Raw genomic sequence first — 19,041 nt, 5'->3', positions numbered from 1 at the left:
ATGGTCGACATTACACAAAAACAAGCTACCCACAGAACAGCTTTAGCACAGGCTGTGGTAAAAGTGAGTTCTGCAGTGACCATTAGTGCAATAGAGGCTGGTACGGTCCCAAAAGGAGATGTCTTCGCTATGAGCAAGGCCGCCGGTTTTTTAGGAGTCAAGAAAACTGCTGACCTATTACCGGATTGTCACCCCTTGCCTGTTGAACATTGTACCATTGATTATGAAATTGATGGATTGGACATTGTGATAAAGATTATGGTGAAAACATTTTATAAAACCGGGGTGGAGGTGGAAGCCATGCACGGGGCCAGTATTGTTGCCCTTACCATGTACGATATGTTGAAACCCATTGATAAGGGAGTTGAAATACATCACATTAAACTTTTGAAGAAAACTGGGGGTAAATCCGATATCGATAGAGCGTAATTTTTCCATTTTCTGTTGAACAAAAACTTTTTTGTTCTAATTTTAAGTGGATTTGATGATAAGCTCATTGGTATGAAAAACCTCAAAAGAGTAATTGTCGATTATAAAAAACTGACCCCAAGGGTGCTTAAACTTCTAATAGAAAAGTATCCCGATGGTTATGGGGATAGGGATATCATAAGGTTTAAAGGGCTTAAAGGTGAAGCTATAGAAGCCGTTGAGGTATCTACTCGGGATACAAAATACCTGGTGAAGATAAGCTCAAAGCTTAGATACTCAATGGCAAATTTTAATGAAGCCGATGCTACTGTTCTCAATATTGATGGCGGAGACAAACCCTCCACCACATTTGCAGAATCAGAGGAAGAATAAAATCAATGCTTTCTTAAATTATCCAACATTTCTTTTGTAGTGGCGGGCAAATCAAATTCTGGAACCCAGCCCCAATCCTTTCTTGCATTGGTATCATCAATACTACTGGGCCATGAGTCTGCTATTTGCTGTCTGAAATCAGGAGCATAGGTAACTTTAAAATCGGGAATATGTTTTTGTATACTTTGAGCCATTTCTTCGGGATTAAAGCTCATGCTTCCCAAATTATAGGAAGATCTGATCTTAAGATTTTCAACAGGACTTTCCATTAGATTTATCGTTGCTCTAATAGCATCGTCCATATACATCATGGGCAGTTTGGTATCCTTGTCCAAGAAACACTTATATTCCCCTTCCTCCAAAGCTTTGTGATATATTTCCACGGCATAATCCGTGGTTCCGCCACCGGGCATGGTCTTCCAACTTATCAACCCTGGATAACGAACACTGCGTACGTCCACCCCGTACTTGTTAAAATAGTATTCGCACCATCGTTCTCCTGCCTGTTTGCTAATTCCATACACGGTGCTGGGTTCCATAATGACATTTTGGGCCGTATTTTCCTTGGGGGTATTCGGTCCAAAAACTGCAATGCTGGATGGCCAGAAAATTTTGGATATTTTTTTGTCCTTGGCCAAATTGAGGACATTAAAAAGTGAGTTCATGTTTAGGTTCCACGCTCGCATGGGAAACTTCTCTGCAGTGGCACTCAACATGGCGGCCATTAAATATACCTCATCGATTTCATAATGCATGACCACATCTTCTATGGCTTCATAATTTGTGGCGTCCAATAGTTCAAACGGGCCAGATTCCATTAGGGTGTCATTGCCTTCCCTAATATCACTGGCAACAACAATATCCGAGCCATATTTGGATCGTAGCTCCATGGTAAGTTCGGTGCCTATTTGACCGCAAGCACCAAGAATAAGAATGGGTTTTTGCATTTAAAATGAAGTTAATTGCTTTGACGGGTAAAGATAGCCTTTATTAAAATTTGTACATTCGCTTATGCGAAAATTGTCATGTATTCTGATACTTTTTTTGGTTTCATGGAGCTGTAAGGAAAAAGATAGTGCTACACAGGAAATTGAGACTGAAGAGCTTGTCTTCAATTATCAAAAAATGCCCAAAAGAGTTCCCATAAACCCAAAAGCAGCTTCAGTTATTGAGGAATGGGAAGAGTTTAATACACTAACTGCAAGTTTTGATGTATTGTATAAAGCTCGAAACAATGAAGACTTAATTTTGGCCATTGATGATCTTATTGAGAAAGAGGGTCTTTTAGCTAAATCGGAGTACCCAACCATATTTGATGAGTTTCAGATAAAAAGTAGGCAACGTGTGCTAAAAACGTACTTGCTAAAGGTAAAATCCAATATTTTGGACCATAGGGAGACTACAGCACCTGTCATTGAAATGTTGGAAGCATATAATGCTTTTCGCAAACAGTTTAATGTGATCATGAATAGCCAACTGGATACAAAACTGATTTTGGATGAAGGATAGATTACTATTTGTTCCGATGCTCTTTATGGTAATCGGGATTAGCGCGCAAAACGGTGAAAAAGATACTATTGCCCAGATATTGGATGATTGGCACCTAGCCGCGGCGAATGCAGATTTTGATAGTTATTTTGGCAAAATGACCCATGATGGGGTATTTATTGGTACTGATGCAACCGAAAATTGGCAGAACAAAGCATTCAAGGAATTTTCAAAACCTTATTTTGATAGAGGTAGAGCTTGGAGCTTTACTGCGGTAGAACGTAATATTTATATAAACGAAGCAGGTGATTTTGCTTGGTTTGACGAACTGTTGGATACCCAAATGAAACTTTGCAGAGGTTCTGGAGTGGTTAAAAAGGAAAATGGGCAATGGAAAATTGCCCACTATGTACTTTCAATTGCTGTGCCCAACGAAAATGTGGCTGAGCTGATTCAAATTAAACAGGAAAAAGACAGTCTATTGCTCTTGGAGCTCAAGAAGAAAAAATAACATTGGTTATTCTTGTCCTTCAGGTTTTTCCTTTCTGGATTCCAATGCTTGCTTGCTCAAACTGGCCAAATTAAAATTAGGATCAATCTTCAATGCCTCATCAATAGCAGCTACAGCACCATCAATATTGTTTTTGTCCTTATTAAAAATAACCAGTCCTTTTAAATGGTGAAAAGCAGCTTTTAGAGGAACTTCATAAGGTTGTTGCCTCTCATAAAAAGCATATTTTTGGTCGTCTTTAGCATTGGCAATACCATATTCAATGTTGGTTGATGCTCCGTCATTGTCTCCAGTTTGAATTTTAAGGTCAGCCAATTCATATGCTAAGTAGGCTGATGGATTTCTTGTAAAGAGTGCCTCAAAATGTTCCAACGCTCTTTTGGGCTGATTCAATGCTTTTAATGAAACCGCTTTTACTTGAACAGCCAGATCAGAATCATCAGCTTTTTTCTCGATTCCTATAGTATTTAAGGCTTGCATGTGCTGGCTGTTGTTCATATACACAAAAGCCAAAGTGTCCCTTCGTTCTTTGGAAGGTGAAAGCACATTTAAGTGGGTCAATGAACTAATGACACCATTAATGTCCCCTTGCAATCGCATTTCCTTATAGTAAGCTTTATAATGTTCTAAAAGTGCATTGTTGCTCTGTGAAATTCCGTTGAAACCGATAAATAAAAGTATCAACACCGCAATTTTTCTCATCTGTCATGTTTTTTGGTGCGCCAAAACTAAAAAAATTATCGGTACTAAGCTGTTAAAGAATACTATATGAATGAAGATAAAATTATTATAATGCTGATTTTAGAGAACGATCATTGAAATATCCTCGTTGGTATGCTTTTTTATTAAGCCGGCATAAAAGGCCAAACTTTTAATATCCTTTGCTAAGCACGATTTTAAGAAGCTGCCCAAATCCTTATAAAAGAGATTTGTTGGCATGGTAGGTACAACCATGTTTATGGTTTTAGGATCATATTGCCGATCATCCAATACCACATCCATTTTTATTCTGTGATTGACATAATCTATGTCCACATCTGCGGCATTGTAGTGTTTTCTTAAAATAGATTTATGTAAGTCTTGAAATCTTGAGGTTATGTTTTCTCTTGTACTACTTCTTGTAATCAAATTCTCCATCTCCATCAAGATTCTTGTTGTTAATCTTGAATCTCCCATGACATTAAATATTTTAACTACTACAAAGGTAAAGACGAGCATTGTAATTGATTAATAATCAGTTAATTAATTAACTTAAATTTATCTTAATTGTTGTCAAAAGTTGTTTTATGGTGGTCAACTAGGAGACTATTGATGTCTGGAAAAGATGGGATTTATCTAGAAAATTCTTACTGACGATTATTTTATTGATATTCCCAGATATACTACCTGAATAATCAGGGATGGGAAGCTCTCTTCTGATCGCTTCAGCAGTATAATATTCCTTTTTGCTGGGGTGCAACGGATAGACCCCATTGAATATCTCTCCCCAATAATTATTCTCAATAATAGTACTTATCAAGTGGATGCAATCCTGCAGGTGAATTAGATTTACAGGGTCATTGCCGTTGGTTAAATTTGGCCTCTTGGAAAGCATGGTAACGGGATGCCTATTTGGCCCTATTAATCCTCCAAAACGAATTACGGTTGTTTGTAAAGTGCTATCTAGGGTGAAAAGTTGTTCACATTCCAATAATTGTTTGCCAGATTCTGTAACGGGTTGAGGCAATGTTTCCTCGGTAATTTCATGATTAAGGTTACCATATACGGCTGTACTGCTCACAAAGATGAGTTTATATGGCCCACTTTTTTTAATTTGAGCATGTAGCAAATTCATTTTTTCCACAAAATTTTCAGGATTGGCGCCCCTAAGTTTTGGAGGAACGTTAATCACCAATAAATCAATATTGGATAGGAAACTTTCAATATCCCCATGGATTTTTGTCGAGGATAGTGAAATCTCATATGGGTGTATGCCTTCTTTTTTGAGGAGTTCCAATTTTTCATTGGAGGTAGTACTGCCATGAACCTCATATGTATTGGCTACGAAGTGTTTCGCCAGCGGAAGTCCAAGCCAACCACAACCCAGCACCCCAATTTTTTTACTCAAACTTTAAGGTTTTGGTTACTAAAATAGCATCATTGAGAACAAATGGCATGGGAATACTATTATCAGGTCGGTGAGGGACTGTAAACTCTTTATTGGTTAACAAGTCATTGGATGATTCATAGAAAGTGAGCTCCAAAATGGAATCCTTTGGAAAGCTCAGTGCCAGTTCGGTATAATCATTATTGCTGATGTAATGGGTAATCAACTTTTTGCCTCTTTTTTGCAAAAAATTATCGGAAAGAGCAATATTGTTGACCTTGACGGAAGTAAACTTGACGGGGTTGGCATAAATGTCCAATCGGTTAACATCTCTTTTGGGAGTGACACAGAACTCAATCAACCGGTTGTTACCTTCAATGGTATCTTTAATGGTATCGATCCAGGGTACAGCAATATCCTTTTTAGGTGCTTTGGCAGTATACGTGAACCCGGAACCATACTTGCTTGCTAGGGTTTTGTATTCCTCCGATTTGGAAACTTCCAATTTGTCCTCCAAAAATTGATTGTTCCATCCGATCAATTTATGGTCGTATGTAGCCCAAACGGCTGAATCTTTATCTGCATCATACACATATAGCAAGCTACTCGGTTTTGGTCTTTTTTCATTAAAATTGGATTTAATATGTGCTGCAATGCTAAATACGGCAAACAGAAAAAATGCTAAATAAGCTAATCGATTTTTGTTTTTGAATTGCGCAAGTAGTGGAAGTACTAGAACAAAAAGAAGAGTGGTAAAAATGGTAGCGGCCACCATCATCTTTAATCCGAGACCAACTGGGAACATTTTTATAAATGGGGAATAGATGAAAACTGCCGGAAGTGCTAAAAATAATAATAGGAATGGGTTTGGTTCTTTTTGGTTGATAGATACCATAAAAGCCACCAATATTCCAAAAAGAGGGACAATAAAAAAGCTGGCGCCTTTCAAGTATACCGCAACAAGTCCACAAATGATCAACCACAGAAAAATAGGAGCGACCAAAAGGTCGGGCAAACCAATTTTTCGGAATCTATGGTAAAACCATAAACATGTTGCCAACGAAAACATGGCAAATGCCATAATATACAGGTGTCCATTATAGGTGAAGCCATGTAACATGTCATTGAACCAGGGATACCACCATTTAATGGCAGGCCAGCCAAGATAACCTATTAATCCGGTGACGGTTAGGGTAACCAAAAGGGGCACAAAACCCTGAAAGGCACCTTTGGCTGTTATTTTCTGTTTTTTAAGTCCTACGATCAATAAGATTACAAAAGAAAGCAAGGCAACGGCAAACATGGGCCAAATCCACTTGAATGGATAAGATACCAACCGAAAATATGGGAGGTTAAAATAGATGAAATCATCCGTGCTTTTTAGATTATTTAGGTTGGCATCACTAAAGTGATGTAACAAAGGCATCAAATAACTACCCTGATGGGACAACGTATTTTTGTCCAACCTTTCATAATTGTCCAGGGCAGTATGGTAGTCGTAGTGGTCATCAATAAACGCAAAATTAAAACCCTCAATATCCCCATCTTCCCTAAATACGGTTAAATCGGTATCATTGGGCAGCATTTTATAGATACTGTAAGCCAAAGAGTTGGCCACTGGATATTTTGGATTGGCTTTGGTAAATTCCTCAATCAAAGTTCCATTGCCTTGATTGGTTTCAATTAACATATAGCTGGGTCCACCACTGCCTCTGGCTTCAAAGTTGAGTACAAGTCCCACCTCCTTCGCCCAAGGATGGTTTTTTACAAAAAGATCGGCTCCATTTAGGCCTAATTCCTCAGCATCTGAAATAAGAATGATGATATCATTTTTTGGAGTCTTGTTTTCAGCTAAAAAAGCCCGTATACCTTCCAAAATTGTGGCAACTCCACTCGCTGCATCACTGGCCCCTAAAGAAGAATGCGGGTTGCTATCATAGTGAGATAATAAGAGCAATGCTTTTCCGTTGCCCGACCCTTCTATTCTTGCCAAAATATTGGTTGCTTTGCTCAAATTTGCCCAATCACCTGCTGTATAGCCCTCTTGTGTAATCGGGTCCAATCCCATTTTCTTTAGCTCGGCAATAATATAACCTCGAGCGGTGGCATGTCCAGGGAATCCCACTGCGTGAGGTTCAATAGAAAGGTTTTTAACATGAACCAAAGCTCTATCGGTTGAAAATAATTCCAGTGAATTTTCAGCATCACCCTTGTACGATGGCATTAACGATTTATAGCTCCAATACACTGCTAAAATCAGTAGGAGAAGGGCGAGGGTTCTAGAAAATTTCATAGTTTGAAGGAATTGGCGTATAAAAATATGAAATTATGAAAGGTTCGCACATTTAATGCGAAAAACTTAAATAATTCGTTAAAATTTCCTATCTTAATCAATCAACCCAAAAATTAACGGCATGGCAATCAAGAGTTTTCAGGGCGCTCGAGCAAAGGATTCCTCCAAAAAAGAGTATAACGCCCCCATATTGGTTGAGGACTATATGACCAAGAAATTGGTGACTTTTACTCCGGAACAATCTATTTTGGAAGTGATGGAGGCTTTTGCAAAGCATCATATTTCAGGTGGACCTGTAATGGATAAAAATGGGTTTTTGGTTGGGATTATTTCCGAAGCGGATTGCATGAAACAAATTTCTGAAAGTAGATACTTCAATCAGCCTATTTTGGATAAAAGTGTGGAACGCTTTATGACAAAAAATGTACAGACCATTCCAAATGATATGAGCATTTTTGATGCTGCCGGCGTTTTTGACAAACACAATAGACGCAGGCTCCCAGTAATGAAGAATGACATTTTGGTAGGACAGATCAGTAGAAAAGATATTGTGATTGCGGCGCTAAAATTAAGTGCCCAGAATTGGAAGAAATAATCTGATCATTCCCGTTTTACAATCATATAACGATCATTGTCCAAAGGCAAGTACCCAAGGTCATAAAGGAAGTAATATGTACTTCCTTTTTTTGTGGTGTAAAGGTTGGTGATATATTCAAAATCGAATCCTTTGTCTACCAACCGCATTTTTGTAGTAGTGGTTTTGCCTTCTTTTAGAGGAAAACTTGCTAAAATCCGGTAATTTTTACGCAGTCTATTGTTGATGTTTCTGACTAGGTTTTTACTGTCTTTGTTCAGCCTATTGTTATAGGCATTTCTGCAGTGGTCGGAACAATATTTTTTATCAACCCTACCTATTAATTTTTCACCACATTCCAAACAATGCTTCTCGGACATCTCTTCGATTTAGGATAATACAATATCGTGTTTTTTCAATAAACCGATAAGATTGTCCTTGCTGAACCTGGCCTTTTTTAAATTGTTTTGCTCCGGATCTATACTTAAATTGAATGAAGTGGACAAATCCACCTTTTCAAGATTGGTCTGGTAAAAAACAGCCTTTTCCAGATTGCAATTGGGAAAGATGGAATGTGATAGAACTGCTTCAGAAAAATCAGCTTCAGTAAGATTGCAATCTTTAAACATTGTACTCTTTAAAGTGAGCTGGAAGAAGGAGCTTAAGGTCAAATTGCAATTTTCAAACCGGAGCGAGAGTAAAAAATCATTACAATCCTCAAAACGGAGGCCTACCAATTTGGAATCCCTGAAAACAGCATCTTTAAAAATGGTATGCTTTATATTGGCATTGGTAAGATCACAATCCACAAACTCACACTCCATAAAGTTTTGATTGTCCAGATACGCATTGGAGAAATTACAACCGCTAAAAACACAGTTCTCATATTCCCCTTTTTCAAGGGCCGTTTTGGTGAAATCTTGACCTTCAAAAGTTTTGTCGGCAATAAATGGTTTATCCATGTTGGAATTCTATTCCGATATCTTGAATTTTACATTTACCGAAGTTTCCACTTTAATTTTTTCAAAATCAATATCCAATGGCTCTGCTTCAGCCATATCCATGGCCATCGCTTTCATTTCCATTCTGGGAGCTTGATTGTACCTTGGGTAATAGGGTGTGGAAGTATCAAGAATATGGATGGCTGCACCAACTTTTTGACCAAGAGGAGCGGTGAGCGCATCTGCCTTTTTCTTAGCCTTTTTAACCGCTCTGGATTTTAGTTCCAGTTCCAATTCGTCCATTTTAGAGTACTCCGTCTTTTCAAGATAAGTGTTGGCAATATCCAATTTTTCCAAGGCTACCATAACTTCACCGGCTTTTTTCCCTGAGTGAACCAAAAGGGAATATTGCTTGCTTTTAAGCACATCTTTTTGTCTAAGGAAGTACTTTTTGAAGTTGCTGCTAAGGTCTTTGATCACCAATTGTTTGTCCAAATCAATTCCTAAAGCCCTTAAGCTTTGGGCCATTTTGTTCTCTTGCTCTTCAACCGACTTTTTGCCTTTTGAATCTTTTTCTTGAATGGTGATGTTCAAATAGATTTTATCAGGAGTGACCAAAGTGTCCACCCTTGCAGATGTTTCAAGATAAGGTATGTCTAAGAAATTTTTTGATTGTCCCATAGCGGAAGTTAATGCACTGAATAAAATAAAAGTAGCAACAATTTTTTTCATCACTGAAGTTTTTTTAAAGGTAAATACTTTGCTGCAGGGTGCAAAACCTGTGCCGTTTTAAATCGACAAAAAAAGAAGTCTTATTTTTAGTAACATGAAGTTTGTATTGGCTCCAGATAAATACAAAGGATCCCTATCGGGATTGCAGTTTTGCGAGGTAGTGGAACGGGGATTGCGAAGGGTATTTCCCAATGCCGAAATTGTACAAATGCCCTTGGCCGATGGTGGGGATGGAACTGCGGAAGTAGTACAGCACTATTTACATGCCTGCCAATTGAAAACCATTGTTAAAGACCCGCTGTTTCGGGATGTTACATCTGGATATCTGTTTTCCCAAGAAAAAGAAACTGCTTTTGTAGAAATGTCCGAAGCTTCCGGCTATAAACTACTGGACAAGGACGAACTGAACTGTATGAACACAACATCTTTTGGAACCGGACAATTGATTGTCCATGCGATAGAACAAGGCGCCAAAGAGATTGTTTTGGGAATCGGAGGCAGTGCAACCAATGATGCGGGAATGGGAATGGCGGCTGCCTTGGGCTATCAATTTTTGGATGAAAAGGGAAACGAACTCTCACCAATTGGGAAAAACCTTTCCAAAGTGGTAAAAATTGATTTGGAAGATGTACTTCCAACACTTAAGGATGTGAAAATCAAAGTGGCCTGTGATGTAAACAATCCATTTTATGGAAGACAAGGTGCAGCTTATGTGTATGGACCACAAAAAGGAGCTTCCGCAGAAGATATTATTCATTTGGACCAAGGACTTGAAAGTTTTGCGAAGATTGTCCATGGGCAATTTGGGGTTGATGTGCAGAAAATCCCCAGAGCAGGGGCTGCAGGCGGAATGGGAGCAGGAGCTAAAGTGTTTTTGGAAGCCGTGTTATTATCTGGAATCGACTTGATCAAAGAAATTGCTGATTTTGACAACGCAATCATGGATGCGGATTGGATCATTACTGGGGAAGGACAGTTGGACCACCAAACTTCATCGGGGAAAACAATTGATGGAGTAATCAAATCCGCCAAAATCCAAGGTATTCCGGTAGCTGCGTTTTGCGGTTCGGTCGATATTGATATCAATCAATTGGAAGGCATGGGACTCGAATATGCAACTTCCATTCTAAATGGAATCGGGACTTTGGAAGATGCTAAAAACAACACTTCGAAGAATTTGGAAATGACCAGCTATAATTTTGCCAGACTTTTAAAGCAAGCACAAGGGTAGTTGTCTGGAAGTTCTACGAATACGACTTTTCCATTTTGAATTCCAACGATTTTTTAACCGTTGGCCATTCGCTGTTTAAAATGGAGAATACCACCGTGTCTCTAAGGAACCCGTTATGATCAATACTGTGATTTCTCAGGATTCCGTCCTGTTTTGCGCCCAATCGCAAAATGGCGTTTCTGGACGGGTGGTTATGAAAATGGGTTCGGAATTCTACAGCGATAGTATTTAATGTTTCAAAGGCATGTTTAAGTAACATGTATTTGCATTCCGTATTGATTCCGGTGCGTTGCATTCTTTTAGCATACCAGGTGGCCCCGATTTCTACACGTTTGTTTTTAGAATCTACATTTAAATATCTTGTAGTGCCCACAACATCGCCCGATTTTTTATCAATAATGACAAAAGGTAGTGCCAAACCATTTTTCTGCTCGGCCAGTGCGGTTTTCACATAGGATTCCACTGTTTCTTCCGAAGGTACGGAGGTGTACCAAAGCTCCCATAAATTTCCATCAGAGGCAGCTTCCAACAAAGCTGCAACATGGGTTGTCTCCAATGGTGCCAGTTTTACCAAATTTCCTTCTAAAACAACAGGTTTTAACCAAGTTTGCATATTGTGTTTCTTTGGTTTCAAAGATAAACCTATTCCACTTTTAAAAGAAAGGAATAGGTGTTGAGGGATGTAATTAGTTATCCAGAAAGAAAATGGCCTTTGAACCAACAAGCACTACAAAATATCGCTTTTTAAACCCTGTGTTATTCAAGTCGTTGATTACAAGCTTTTTGGTGACATTTTTATATGTCAAAAGCGCTCCACTGGATTTGGAAAAAGTAATCAGTGCAACAGTATCCTTTTCTTCGGCCAACTTTAAAGCCGCAGGCAATTCATTTGGATCACTTATATGTTGAGACGTTTCTATCAGTTTTAATTTTTCTGCCACGGGAAGCTGTCCATAGCTAAATATCGCAATATGGAACAGGATTAAAAATGAAATAAATGGAATGATCTTCATTGTAAATTATGGTTTGGGTTTTGACAATGAAGATTTGATAAAATCAAAACGAATAGCAATCCGATTCTTGCTACATTTTTGGACTAGGACTCTAGGTTTTCCGTTTTCCAATCCTGATAGGCCTTTCGCATGCAATGTCCGCATGGTCTGTAACCTTCTTTTAGGGCTTCATCTTCACTACTAAAGAAAACACGGGTTGATTTTTTCATGCGTTTTCCTGATTTGCAATACAGAGTTCCATAAATTTTCAGTTTTCTATTTCCTGCCCATTTAATCCTTTGGTGCTTCAATGCTTTGAAAATCTCCAGTGGGGTCAACGTTTCATGTAGCATCATTTTTTAGGTTGTGGCATCATGAAAAATGATTCCAAGGGTATACCGTTCTCCAGAATGTACCTCGCTCACTCCGTGCTTCATGGTTACTCTATAATGTCCTTTTTTACCCTGCAGAGGTCGGTAATTGGTTGTAAAGATTAACATAGACCCTTTTTTAGGACGAAGGACCATTGCCTTTGATTGGGCTCTGGGAATCTGCTGTGTCATTACAAACTCACCTCCGGTATAATGCTTTTCAACCTCATTTAAGAACAACACGGCCTGCATGGGAAAGTAAACATCTCCATATAAATCTTGGTGTAACGTGTTGAAACCTCCTTTTGTATATTTTAATATAAGTGGAGTGGCCAATTGCTGCCCGTTTTCAGCACACTTTTTACGAAGCGCGGATAGTTCAGCCGGAAAGTTGATATCAAGTTTCAGATTGCTCATCCACTGATTGGCTACGGGCACCAACTTTGGATATACATACTCTCTGAGTCTTGAAAGCGTATCGGGCAAGGGGTATTTAAAATATTTGTAATGCCCTTTACCAAAGCGATACCGCTCCATATCCACATTTTTCCGATAGCGTTCAGGATTTTCAAAATCTTCTATAAATTCTTGACAGTCCTTATCGCTTAAAACATTTTCAACTACTACATATCCCTGTTGATTCAGCTTTTGTTGAGCATTTTTCCAATCAACAGCCTCAAGGTTTTTCAAAATAGCATCCATTTTACTGTACTTGAGCAGCTTCCCATCCAATAATGGCGGTCTTGCGATTGCTGTCCCATCGATATCCTCCTAAATTTCCAGAGGCTTGGATGACCCTATGACATGGAATCAGGTAGGCGATTGGATTGCTGCCTATTGCCGTACCCACAGCTCTTGAAGCTTTTGGCTTGTTGATCATATCAGCAATAGTACCGTAAGTGGATAACTGTCCTTTTGGGATTTTGAGCAGGGATTCCCAAACCTTTAATTGAAAATCGGTTCCTTTTAGATGAAGTTTTATTTCTGAAATCTGGCTCCAGTCATTGGCAAAAACCATAAGTGCATTAACCTGCGTTTGATCTACTCTTTGATGATACGTTGCTTTGGGAAACTGTTTTTTGAGTTCATAAAGTCCCTTTTCCTCATCATTGGTGAACGAAACATGGCACAAGCCTTTTTCCGTTGAAGCTATCACCACCAATCCAAAAGGACTTTGGGCATAGCTGTAGTTGATGTTCAGGTTTTCACCTTCATTTTTATATTCCCCAGGGGTCATGCCTTCAATGGAAATAAACAGGTCATGCAATCTACTGGTACCTGATAGCCCAGTTTCCATGGCCACATCAAAAAGCGAAGTCTTGCTTTCGTCCAGCACCTTTTTTGCATGCTGTACACTGGTGTACTGTAAAAACTTTTTCGGACTTATTCCTGCCCACTCCTTGAACATGCGTTGAAAATGATAAGGGCTCAGATGAACGCGCTCCGCTATTTCGTCCAAAGAAGGCTGTTCCCTAAAATTGGCTTTAATGTGGGCAATGGCCTTGGCAATACGATTGTAATTTATACTTTCCTGACTTTCCATGACATACATTTTATTTTCCAAAAGTAAAGTCAATTACTTTCGTTGAAAACCCGATTCTTGCTATCTTGACAACGGGTAAAAATGTACTGATAAAATCTTTATCGGCATCCAAGAAATATGAAAACAAAGAATTTTTCAGCCTTAATAACAACAATTGCGATTGTTCTGGGTTTCTTGATCTATTGGCGGGAATATGCAACCCGTGATCAAGTTACCCTAATTCACGTGTTGCTATGGCAAATTCTTATATGGGCCCCTTGGATTTTGATGTTTTTGGTGTTCAAAATGCTTGTTGAAAAGGTCAAGAGCATTAAATATGGAAGGGTTTTGACGGTGGCAATTGGGTTTTTATGGATTGCGATGCACTTTGGATGGTTCTTTATGGTCAGTTCTACCATTAGTCCATATGTAGACCTCCCGGGGTCCAAGTTTGGCGTATACCGTTACTTTTTTGTGTTCTGGACTTTGATTGATTTTGGAATTTTATGGTTTGTAGTTGATAAACTTCGGTGGAGAAAAGAAGAAAAAGCAAATACTCCCTTGTTGTTTGAACTCACCCGTGGCGGGAAAAAACACTTTTGCGAGCCTTCGCAGATCCATTGGTTGGCAGCCGAGAATTATTACACCAAATTGTTCACCACAGAAGGGATGTTCGTCATGCGTAAACCGTTAAAGTCATTTTTGGATGTATTGCCCGGGGACAGCTTCAAAAAAATCCATCGATCTACCATCATCAATGTGAACTTTGTGTCCGAACTGGCTAGGGGCACCGGAAGTACTCTCGACGTAATCATGAAAGATGGTACCAAACGCAGGGTCAGCAAAAGTTTTGTCAAGGACATCATTCATTTTTTTAAGGATAGGACAAATTAAGTCCATTCGCTATCAAAAATCCGTCAGTTTACTGCAGCACCCATTTTTCTTCTTCCCAAAAGGGTAAGTTTAAGAGCCGAAGTATTTCTGCCAATAACTCATCATTCAAAATCAAAAAACGGGAAATAGTATGCCATCCTATACACTTACAATCAATGAGAAGGAAAGAACCGTTACTGCCGATGCCGATACGCCATTGTTATGGGTGCTCCGGGATATCTTAAATCTTACCGGCACAAAATATGGGTGTGGCCAAGGGCTTTGCGGAGCATGTACCATACATTTTAATGAAAACCCGGTAAGATCTTGCATACTTGTGGTAGCTGAAGCGGAAGGAGGCACAATCACAACCATTGAAGGCCTTTCCAAAGAGAATGACCATCCCATTCAAGAAGCATGGAAAGAAGCTGATGTACCACAATGTGGTTATTGTCAATCTGGACAGATCATGAGCACATTGGCTTTACTTTCTAAAAACCAGAAGCCTTCAGATGAGGATATAAACACAGCATTGTCGGGCAACATTTGCAGATGTGGAACCTATGGTCGTATTCGAGAGGCTGTGAAATTGGCGGCAGATAAATGGGACAGGTAATGCGTTGGGCGCTGGTTTTAATATTGAGCTGTTTCTCCACCTGTGTTTTGGCGCAGGATTTTTCCTTTAAAAAATTGAATCTGGAAGGTCTCCCGCAAGGATCTAGAGGGGTGTCGATTGCCGATTTGGATGGTAACGGCTTGCTCGATATTGTTGTTGCCACTCAGGTAGATTCCACACAGCTTTTGGGAAATACCATTCATTTTAATGAAGGCAAGACGTTTAGAAGGGCTTCCATTGCTGAAAATAAATTGCAGGCATGGAGTGAATCCGTTCATACGGTGGATGTGGACAATGACCACGATATGGACATCTTTTTTACTACGCAGTTTGGTGTTCCCAACCTTTTATACCTGAACGACGGAAACGGAAATTTTTCACCTACAAATGCTGGTAATCTTACAGAAGATTTGACCAATTCTCCCGGGGCATGCTGGTGCGATTATGATTTGGATGGAGATTTGGATGTTTTTGTAGTTAACCGTGATGGGGAAGATGATAACCTATACATAAATGATGGAAGGGGAATGTTCAAAAAAGCCAATACCGGACCTTGGATTGGAAACAAGGGAGATGGAAGGGCATGTGGCTGGGGTGATTTGAATGGGGATGGATTCCCGGATTTGTATGTGGCAAATTTTGTGGTCAAAGACGATGGGAAGTTTACTGGTAAACACAGAAACTATCTGTTTCTGGGATTGCCCAACGGAAATTTTAGAGAACAGCAAGAAGGAACTTTGGTTGAAGAGCTTAATGCTTCCTACGGAGTATCCCTCATAGATTATGACCACGACATGGATTTGGATATTTATGTGACCAATGTCTCCATTTCTGATGAAAATGCGTTGTATCAAAATTCCGGATCAGGAAACTTTCGAAAAATTACCGATAATGGCATTACTTACGAAGTAAGAAGGCCGTCAAAAGGGCAGACCTGGGGAGATTTTAATAACGATGGTCAGCTAGATTTGTACGTAGCAAATGGAACGGAGGGGTATCCTGAAATTCAGAATTTCTTCTTTTCAGGAGGACCTAATCGGTCTTATAAAAGAGTTTATAACACACTTCCGGCCGTTGAGGGCCACATATCTGCAGGAACGGCTTCGGGCGATTTGAATCGCAATGGGAACTTGGACATATATGTGTGCAATTGGGGAGGAGAGGCAGAACCTGACGATTGTTATATCAACCAAAATACAACTAACAACTGGGTGATTTTTCAATTGAAAGGAATGGAATCCAATAGCTACGGGATTGGATCCTGGGTTAAACTTACAACTTCTGATGGTGCTGTGCAGACAAGATATTTTATTAGGGAAACAGGCTATGGAAGCGAGAATGCTCCGGAAATTCACTTCGGGTTATCTACGCATAAGATTGCCAAGGTTGAGCTTATTTGGCCAAGTGGCATTAGACAGGAAATGAAGAATCTGGACAGTAACCAGATTTATAGGGTGACAGAAGGTAAAGCAATCAAAAAAATGGAAAAATGAAAGATACACTAGGGAGAAGAAATTTTTTAAAACTTACTGCAACTGCGAGTGGAGCCTTAATGGTTGGCGTGCATCTTCATTCATGCAAAGGAGAAAAGAAGCCAGCGGAAAACTTTGAACTTTTACCCTTGATTACAATCGATACCGAAGGATGGGTAACCCTTATTGCGAAAAATCCCGAGATAGGTCAGGGTGTAAAAACTTCCCTTCCCATGATTTTGGCAGAGGAGCTAGGTGCCGATTGGGAGAAAGTAAAAGTGGTCCAGGGCGATTTCAACAAAATGTATGAGGAACAATGGGCTGGGGGAAGCTATGCCATTATCTTAAATTGGGATTTGATGCGAAAAGCTGGGGCCCAGGTAAGATATGCGCTTGTTGAGGTGGCATCGAAAAAAATGGGCATACCCGCAACTGAACTTATCACCCAAAACGGAGAAGTGGTCCATGAAAAATCTGGAGAAACCCTTCCTTTTGGTGAACTGGTTATGGAGGCCGCCCAGGTTACATTGCCGGAGGAGGTGGAGTTTAAACCTTTGGATTCATATAAAATTGTTGGTCAGCCCATTCCTCAGGTCGATTTGGATAAAATTGTCAGTGGGACGGCTGAGTTTGGGATCGATATAAAACTTCCCGATATGTTGTATGCCACTGTGCGGAAAAATCCGGTTCATAATGGTAAAGTAGATAGTTTTGATGCTACCGATGCCCTGGCTCTAAACGGCGTCATTGATGCTATTGCTTTGGACAATGAGGCATACGGGGGGCGACTTTTAGGCCCCAATAACCCCAACTTTGTCAACGGTGTTGCGGTAGTGGCAAATTCCACTTGGGCCGCGTTTAAAGGAGCAGAAAAACTTAAGATTAACTGGGACAATACAGCTTCAAGAAATGAAAATACTAAGGGTATATTTGAACGTTTTCATGCACAACTTACAAATACAACCATTGAAAGGGAAGATGGTAATTTGGATTTGGCAAAGAAACAAGCAAGCTCCTATGTAGAAGCGGTATATGAGGTTCCCTTTTTAGCTCATGCAACCATGGAACCCATGAACTGTACTGTGGATTTTCGGGATGGTTTTTGTGAAGTCTGGGCGCCAACACAAAACCCGGAAGCTTTACAGGAAGGTCTGATCAAGCTATTTGGATTGAATCCTGAAAAAATAAAAATCCATATCCCTAGAGTTGGAGGCGCTTTTGGAAGAAGATATTATGTGGATTATGCCATGGACGCTGCAATTTTATCCAAGGAAAGGGGCAGACCGGTCAAACTGACCTGGACCAGGGAAGAAGATTTCAAACACGGTTGGTATAGACCGGGAAGTGTTCAAAAATTGGCCGCTACACTGGATAAGGATGGAATGGTCACGGGATGGCAGCATATTTTGGCCAATGCTTCACGCAAAACTTGTTTGGGGCGTGAAGGAAGACCAGCTGGTACCGAGATTGATGAATATGAGTTTCCAGCTGGATTTGTGCCGAATCTGCGATTTGAATATGGACATGTTCTAAGTGACGTGCCCTTGGGACAATGGAGAGCTGTAGCTCCCGGTGCAAATGCATTTCCTATCCAAAGCTTCCTGGATGAGCTGGCTTTCAAGAATAATATGGATCCCATTGATTACTTCTTAAAATTTATTGGTCCGGCGCGAATGGTGCCAGTAGTTGGAGAATATGAATTTGACAATACACGATTCATTAGTGTGATTGAAAAGGTCAGAAAAAATAGTGATTGGGACACTCCACTGCCCAAAGGACAGGGAAGGGGCTTTGCCGCTCGAAAGATGTCAGGGTCTTTTATTGCCGAGATTGTGACAGTAGAAGTATTGGAGAACAACAAAGTGAACATTCTTAGGGTGGATGCCGTTGTGGATTGTGGCATTGTGGTGAACCCGTCAGGTGCCAAGGCTCAGGTTGAAGGAGCAATTTTAGAAGGGCTCTGCGCTGCGCTTTATGGTGAAATCACCATTAGGGACGGGGCAACGGAGCAATCCAATTTTCATGATTACAGATGGATGCGTATGGGTGAAATACCAGAGATTCATGTTGAGTTTATTAAAAATGATTTACCTCCTCGAGGTTTGGGAGAACCCCCGCTGCCACCGGCGATTCCGGCATTGACCAACGCCATTTTTGCGGCCACCGGTAGACGGATACGGAAATTACCCATAGTAAGTAGCCAAAACTTTAAGGCATTTATATAGAGAATAGGATAAAAAAAAAGGGATAAAAAGCCAAGTGACCTTTATCCCAAATATGTAGAATTACTTGTATCCTTCATGGCTTGAATTTCCCCAAATCTAACCTAACTTTGTAAGAATACTCTTATATAACTGCCAATAATGGTAAATATTGCCTCTGAACCCAAGAACCTAAGAATTGGGCTGATTATTAATAAGCCATTCATATGAATCCATTTATTTGTAATTTTTAATGCTATTCATGCTTATATTGTTTTCCAAAGATTGTGGTTGAGACAATACTATCATTTCACTGCATAAAAGATATTGGCTAATT

At 39.8% G+C, this 19,041-nt stretch carries 23 protein-coding genes; 10 read left to right on the top strand and 13 right to left on the bottom strand.

All coding sequences use genetic code 11. From position 1 onward, the window contains the following. Together ACOQO1_RS12290 and ACOQO1_RS12285 are read left to right on the top strand one after the other, a co-directional pair. Complete coding sequence (locus ACOQO1_RS12290; RefSeq protein ID WP_420603176.1) at window positions 1-429, top strand: cyclic pyranopterin monophosphate synthase MoaC; 429 nt, start codon at window positions 1-3, stop codon at window positions 427-429. Between the two features lie 72 nt (window positions 430-501). Then, a complete protein-coding gene (locus ACOQO1_RS12285) occupies window positions 502-801 on the top strand; it encodes a hypothetical protein (RefSeq protein ID WP_420603175.1) in 300 nt (99 codons plus the stop codon). Window positions 802-803: 2 nt separating this feature from the next. Here ACOQO1_RS12285 and ACOQO1_RS12280 read toward each other — a convergent pair whose 3' ends face one another. Beyond that, on the bottom strand, window positions 804-1,748 hold the full coding sequence (locus ACOQO1_RS12280; protein WP_420603174.1) for an NAD-dependent epimerase/dehydratase family protein: 945 nt from the start codon (window positions 1,746-1,748) through the stop codon (window positions 804-806). 64 nt (window positions 1,749-1,812) lie between these two features. On the opposite strand from ACOQO1_RS12280, the gene ACOQO1_RS12275 reads away from it, so the two are divergent. Next, window positions 1,813-2,310 (top strand): hypothetical protein, encoded by a 498-nt coding sequence (locus ACOQO1_RS12275; protein WP_420603173.1) that lies wholly within the window; start codon window positions 1,813-1,815, stop codon window positions 2,308-2,310. Then, a complete protein-coding gene (locus ACOQO1_RS12270) occupies window positions 2,300-2,800 on the top strand; it encodes a nuclear transport factor 2 family protein (protein WP_420603172.1) in 501 nt (166 codons plus the stop codon). Before ACOQO1_RS12275 ends, ACOQO1_RS12270 begins: the two co-directional genes overlap by 11 nt. A gap of 6 nt (window positions 2,801-2,806) precedes the next feature. On the opposite strand, the gene ACOQO1_RS12265 is transcribed toward ACOQO1_RS12270, so the two are convergent. From ACOQO1_RS12265 to ACOQO1_RS12250, 4 genes are all read right to left on the bottom strand, one after another. Further along, window positions 2,807-3,502, bottom strand: a complete 696-nt coding sequence (locus tag ACOQO1_RS12265; protein WP_420603171.1) for a hypothetical protein — start codon at window positions 3,500-3,502, stop codon at window positions 2,807-2,809. 99 nt (window positions 3,503-3,601) lie between these two features. Next, window positions 3,602-3,976, bottom strand: coding sequence for a hypothetical protein (locus ACOQO1_RS12260; protein WP_420603170.1), 375 nt, complete (start codon window positions 3,974-3,976; stop codon window positions 3,602-3,604). Window positions 3,977-4,097: 121 nt separating this feature from the next. Next, complete coding sequence (locus ACOQO1_RS12255) at window positions 4,098-4,907, bottom strand: SDR family oxidoreductase (protein WP_420603169.1); 810 nt, start codon at window positions 4,905-4,907, stop codon at window positions 4,098-4,100. Next, window positions 4,900-7,179: a M28 family peptidase gene (locus ACOQO1_RS12250; protein WP_420603168.1), complete on the bottom strand. Its 2,280-nt coding sequence runs from the start codon at window positions 7,177-7,179 to the stop codon at window positions 4,900-4,902. The genes ACOQO1_RS12255 and ACOQO1_RS12250 overlap by 8 nt, the downstream gene beginning before the upstream one ends. Window positions 7,180-7,300: 121 nt before the next feature. Between ACOQO1_RS12250 and ACOQO1_RS12245 the strand changes: the two genes are divergently transcribed. Further along, entirely contained in the window at window positions 7,301-7,774 is a 474-nt protein-coding gene (locus ACOQO1_RS12245) for a CBS domain-containing protein (RefSeq protein ID WP_420603167.1), read from the top strand. Between the two features lie 5 nt (window positions 7,775-7,779). Here the strand turns inward: ACOQO1_RS12245 and ACOQO1_RS12240 are convergent, their stop codons facing one another. Genes ACOQO1_RS12240 through ACOQO1_RS12230 form a run of 3 tightly spaced genes read right to left on the bottom strand, consistent with a single transcriptional unit; the run spans window position 7,780 to window position 9,426 of the window. Beyond that, on the bottom strand, window positions 7,780-8,133 hold the full coding sequence (locus ACOQO1_RS12240; RefSeq protein ID WP_420603166.1) for a hypothetical protein: 354 nt from the start codon (window positions 8,131-8,133) through the stop codon (window positions 7,780-7,782). 9 nt (window positions 8,134-8,142) lie between these two features. Continuing rightward, window positions 8,143-8,715, bottom strand: coding sequence for a pentapeptide repeat-containing protein (locus tag ACOQO1_RS12235; protein WP_420603165.1), 573 nt, complete (start codon window positions 8,713-8,715; stop codon window positions 8,143-8,145). 9 nt (window positions 8,716-8,724) lie between these two features. Beyond that, window positions 8,725-9,426, bottom strand: coding sequence for an SIMPL domain-containing protein (locus tag ACOQO1_RS12230; protein ID WP_420603164.1), 702 nt, complete (start codon window positions 9,424-9,426; stop codon window positions 8,725-8,727). Between the two features lie 94 nt (window positions 9,427-9,520). Here ACOQO1_RS12230 and ACOQO1_RS12225 point away from each other — a divergent pair, with 94 nt between their 5' ends. Continuing rightward, window positions 9,521-10,657, top strand: coding sequence for a glycerate kinase (locus tag ACOQO1_RS12225; RefSeq protein ID WP_420603163.1), 1,137 nt, complete (start codon window positions 9,521-9,523; stop codon window positions 10,655-10,657). 13 nt (window positions 10,658-10,670) lie between these two features. On the opposite strand, the gene ACOQO1_RS12220 is transcribed toward ACOQO1_RS12225, so the two are convergent. The 5 genes from ACOQO1_RS12220 to ACOQO1_RS12200 form a co-directional block, all read right to left on the bottom strand. Beyond that, entirely contained in the window at window positions 10,671-11,270 is a 600-nt protein-coding gene (locus ACOQO1_RS12220; RefSeq protein WP_420603162.1) for a GNAT family N-acetyltransferase, read from the bottom strand. A 73-nt stretch (window positions 11,271-11,343) separates the two neighbouring features. Next, window positions 11,344-11,670, bottom strand: a complete 327-nt coding sequence (locus ACOQO1_RS12215; RefSeq protein WP_420603161.1) for a hypothetical protein — start codon at window positions 11,668-11,670, stop codon at window positions 11,344-11,346. 83 nt (window positions 11,671-11,753) lie between these two features. Beyond that, window positions 11,754-12,005: an Ada metal-binding domain-containing protein gene (locus ACOQO1_RS12210; RefSeq protein WP_420603160.1), complete on the bottom strand. Its 252-nt coding sequence runs from the start codon at window positions 12,003-12,005 to the stop codon at window positions 11,754-11,756. A gap of 3 nt (window positions 12,006-12,008) precedes the next feature. After that, window positions 12,009-12,722 (bottom strand): 2OG-Fe(II) oxygenase, encoded by a 714-nt coding sequence (locus tag ACOQO1_RS12205; protein WP_420603159.1) that lies wholly within the window; start codon window positions 12,720-12,722, stop codon window positions 12,009-12,011. A gap of 1 nt (window position 12,723) precedes the next feature. Beyond that, window positions 12,724-13,563 carry a methylated-DNA--[protein]-cysteine S-methyltransferase gene (locus tag ACOQO1_RS12200; protein ID WP_420603158.1) on the bottom strand — a complete coding sequence of 280 codons (840 nt, stop codon included), beginning with the start codon at window positions 13,561-13,563 and terminating at the stop codon, window positions 12,724-12,726. Window positions 13,564-13,680: 117 nt separating this feature from the next. Here ACOQO1_RS12200 and ACOQO1_RS12195 point away from each other — a divergent pair, with 117 nt between their 5' ends. The 4 genes from ACOQO1_RS12195 to ACOQO1_RS12180 all read left to right on the top strand — a co-directional run bounded on the left by ACOQO1_RS12195 (window position 13,681) and on the right by ACOQO1_RS12180 (window position 18,728). Further along, window positions 13,681-14,436, top strand: a complete 756-nt coding sequence (locus ACOQO1_RS12195) for a LytTR family DNA-binding domain-containing protein (RefSeq protein ID WP_420603157.1) — start codon at window positions 13,681-13,683, stop codon at window positions 14,434-14,436. A 130-nt stretch (window positions 14,437-14,566) separates the two neighbouring features. Further along, a complete protein-coding gene (locus ACOQO1_RS12190; protein WP_420603156.1) occupies window positions 14,567-15,031 on the top strand; it encodes a (2Fe-2S)-binding protein in 465 nt (154 codons plus the stop codon). After that, window positions 15,019-16,524 carry a CRTAC1 family protein gene (locus ACOQO1_RS12185; protein WP_420603155.1) on the top strand — a complete coding sequence of 502 codons (1,506 nt, stop codon included), beginning with the start codon at window positions 15,019-15,021 and terminating at the stop codon, window positions 16,522-16,524. The genes ACOQO1_RS12190 and ACOQO1_RS12185 overlap by 13 nt, the downstream gene beginning before the upstream one ends. Next, window positions 16,521-18,728: a molybdopterin cofactor-binding domain-containing protein gene (locus tag ACOQO1_RS12180; protein WP_420603154.1), complete on the top strand. Its 2,208-nt coding sequence runs from the start codon at window positions 16,521-16,523 to the stop codon at window positions 18,726-18,728. Before ACOQO1_RS12185 ends, ACOQO1_RS12180 begins: the two co-directional genes overlap by 4 nt. Window positions 18,729-19,041 lie beyond the last annotated feature (313 nt).

Source organism: Flagellimonas sp. (assembly GCF_965222555.1).
Lineage (GTDB): Bacteria > Bacteroidota > Bacteroidia > Flavobacteriales > Flavobacteriaceae > Flagellimonas.
This window is presented reverse-complemented; position numbering and strand designations above follow the sequence as displayed.

Excerpts from the sequence above, each read along its gene's own strand:
- ACOQO1_RS12220 (WP_420603162.1), bottom strand. The coding sequence starts at position 11,270 with ATGCAAACTTGGTTAAAACCTGTTGTTTTAGAAGGAAATTTGGTAAAA.
- ACOQO1_RS12265 (WP_420603171.1), bottom strand. The coding sequence starts at position 3,502 with ATGAGAAAAATTGCGGTGTTGATACTTTTATTTATCGGTTTCAACGGA.
- ACOQO1_RS12200 (WP_420603158.1), bottom strand. The coding sequence starts at position 13,563 with ATGGAAAGTCAGGAAAGTATAAATTACAATCGTATTGCCAAGGCCATT.
- ACOQO1_RS12280 (WP_420603174.1), bottom strand. The coding sequence starts at position 1,748 with ATGCAAAAACCCATTCTTATTCTTGGTGCTTGCGGTCAAATAGGCACC.
- ACOQO1_RS12230 (WP_420603164.1), bottom strand. The coding sequence starts at position 9,426 with ATGAAAAAAATTGTTGCTACTTTTATTTTATTCAGTGCATTAACTTCC.
- ACOQO1_RS12275 (WP_420603173.1), top strand. The coding sequence starts at position 1,813 with ATGCGAAAATTGTCATGTATTCTGATACTTTTTTTGGTTTCATGGAGC.
- ACOQO1_RS12290 (WP_420603176.1), top strand. The coding sequence starts at position 1 with ATGGTCGACATTACACAAAAACAAGCTACCCACAGAACAGCTTTAGCA.
- ACOQO1_RS12250 (WP_420603168.1), bottom strand. The coding sequence starts at position 7,179 with ATGAAATTTTCTAGAACCCTCGCCCTTCTCCTACTGATTTTAGCAGTG.
- ACOQO1_RS12235 (WP_420603165.1), bottom strand. The coding sequence starts at position 8,715 with ATGGATAAACCATTTATTGCCGACAAAACTTTTGAAGGTCAAGATTTC.
- ACOQO1_RS12270 (WP_420603172.1), top strand. The coding sequence starts at position 2,300 with ATGAAGGATAGATTACTATTTGTTCCGATGCTCTTTATGGTAATCGGG.
- ACOQO1_RS12195 (WP_420603157.1), top strand. The coding sequence starts at position 13,681 with ATGAAAACAAAGAATTTTTCAGCCTTAATAACAACAATTGCGATTGTT.
- ACOQO1_RS12190 (WP_420603156.1), top strand. The coding sequence starts at position 14,567 with ATGCCATCCTATACACTTACAATCAATGAGAAGGAAAGAACCGTTACT.
- ACOQO1_RS12210 (WP_420603160.1), bottom strand. The coding sequence starts at position 12,005 with ATGATGCTACATGAAACGTTGACCCCACTGGAGATTTTCAAAGCATTG.
- ACOQO1_RS12205 (WP_420603159.1), bottom strand. The coding sequence starts at position 12,722 with ATGGATGCTATTTTGAAAAACCTTGAGGCTGTTGATTGGAAAAATGCT.
- ACOQO1_RS12225 (WP_420603163.1), top strand. The coding sequence starts at position 9,521 with ATGAAGTTTGTATTGGCTCCAGATAAATACAAAGGATCCCTATCGGGA.
- ACOQO1_RS12240 (WP_420603166.1), bottom strand. The coding sequence starts at position 8,133 with ATGTCCGAGAAGCATTGTTTGGAATGTGGTGAAAAATTAATAGGTAGG.
- ACOQO1_RS12245 (WP_420603167.1), top strand. The coding sequence starts at position 7,301 with ATGGCAATCAAGAGTTTTCAGGGCGCTCGAGCAAAGGATTCCTCCAAA.
- ACOQO1_RS12180 (WP_420603154.1), top strand. The coding sequence starts at position 16,521 with ATGAAAGATACACTAGGGAGAAGAAATTTTTTAAAACTTACTGCAACT.
- ACOQO1_RS12260 (WP_420603170.1), bottom strand. The coding sequence starts at position 3,976 with ATGGGAGATTCAAGATTAACAACAAGAATCTTGATGGAGATGGAGAAT.
- ACOQO1_RS12285 (WP_420603175.1), top strand. The coding sequence starts at position 502 with ATGAAAAACCTCAAAAGAGTAATTGTCGATTATAAAAAACTGACCCCA.
- ACOQO1_RS12185 (WP_420603155.1), top strand. The coding sequence starts at position 15,019 with ATGGGACAGGTAATGCGTTGGGCGCTGGTTTTAATATTGAGCTGTTTC.
- ACOQO1_RS12215 (WP_420603161.1), bottom strand. The coding sequence starts at position 11,670 with ATGAAGATCATTCCATTTATTTCATTTTTAATCCTGTTCCATATTGCG.